Raw genomic sequence first — 1,762 nt, forward strand, 5'->3', positions numbered from 1 at the left:
AAGATGGGGCCAGCAAGTAATCATTTATCCGCAAAACTGAATAATAATAATCGAGAGCTCGAAGTCTTATTAAAAAAACAGGTATCGTTTAACTCAAAAGGCTTTTCGGCATAAGGAATAAGGCAATCAACATGACCATAAAAAAAATCGACAATTTCAACTTTCCCGTTGGTGAAGAGCAACTTAGTCAAGATGCGTATTATAAAGCATTATCAGAAGCGAGTAGTGGCTTCTACCCATTTGGTGAAAATGGCATATGGCATGGGGGCATTCATATTGATAAAGGCGTACTAAAAAAGCTGGATAATGATAATGTAGTGCGTTGTATGGCCCATGGTGAAGTGATTGCTTACCGAGTCGATAATATTTATCCTAAAATAGTGTATCAGGACAATGAACAGTTAGACGAAGCTTACCAAGACTGCCAAAAAGTGGCTTATTTTTCAACGGGCTTTACCTTAGTCAGACACCAGTTACAAATGCCTAAAGTCGCAAAAGCAACCGACACGCCACCCTCAATAACCTTATACAGTTTATATATGCATCAACTCGATTGGTATGGTTATCAGCAAAAAGAACAAGAAAGCGATAGTCAGGTTACTTATCCCCATTATTGGCAAGCGAAAGCCGGAGAAGTGGATGAGAAAAACGCAGACACCATTGCTGGCAGCGTGATACGCGAAAATGGAAAAAACACAAAGGTTGTGGGGTTATTGCTTAAAGGCAGTAAAGTTCGTTTAGGTGAACAAAAAAGCGGTATGTCTGGTTGGTATAAAATTGTGTCGATAACCGCAGGGGCGGTGGTAACACCAGACGGCTTTCAACATGAATTGAGCAATATTACGGGTTATGTTTGGCATAAAGATATTGGCACAACAGCAAATGATAGACCGACAGGAAAAACCGCAGAAACCAATAAGGATTATGAAATCTGTCGAGAAGATAATAAAAAGGTGGGCAAACCAGAAGTAGAAATCAAAGGGATTGCTATCTATGGCACTGCGAATGACAGCCAAAAGTTAACTTATTTGCCAAAAACGGCGACTTTTGAATTTGATGGGCAAGAAAATGGTTATGCTAAAATCTGTAAAATTGGTAATTGTACTGTTCCGGCAGTTTTGGTTGTTGAAAATGGTGGGGATGAAGCGCCACATAAGGGGTATGTCAAATTAACCTCACTGATAGTGACCCAACTTAAACCTGAAAAATTAGATAAAGTGGTGGTATTAAAAGCGCCTGTGCCAATCGATAAAGGCGACTTTATAGGTTACATCGGCCATAATGTCAGCCAATCCGAACGTTTTGACGAGCCTAAAGTTGCCCCATTATCTACGATGAAACGTGCATTAGACAAGCAATTACCGCCAATGGCACACATTGAATTATTGACTTGTGATGATTTGCCCGCGTTTATCACTAAAACCCGCTCCTTAGCGGACAAGCTTCCAGAAAGTGAAAAGACAATCATATTAGTTGAAAAAGAGGCCAGATTAATTCAGCCCTCAGCAGATAGCTATTTAAACAGTGGCATAGGGATTCATTTTGTAGATAGCAGTAACTATTGCTATGTTAAAATCAAACCGGAATATACCTTTAGTATACCATTGATATATTTTGACGCTTCACGACAGTCTTCATTCAATACGCCGTTAGGCGGTGGGATTAATGGGATTAACGGTAAAACGCAAAACACCATACCGCAAAAACAATGGTACCGTTTAACGCAAACAGATAAAGCGCGGTTGATTGATATTAACCGCTT

The 1,762-nt window shown here is 39.8% G+C and carries 1 pseudogene; it reads left to right on the top strand.

Going from position 1 to position 1,762, the window contains the following annotated elements:
- Positions 1-131: 131 nt before the first annotated feature.
- Positions 132-1,762, top strand: a pseudogene (locus tag A9G28_RS05685) (hypothetical protein); the annotation flags it as partial.

The sequence above is a fragment of the Gilliamella sp. Fer1-1 genome (genome assembly GCF_001690825.1).
In the GTDB taxonomy this organism is placed as follows: Bacteria; Pseudomonadota; Gammaproteobacteria; order Enterobacterales; family Orbaceae; genus Gilliamella; species Gilliamella apicola_C.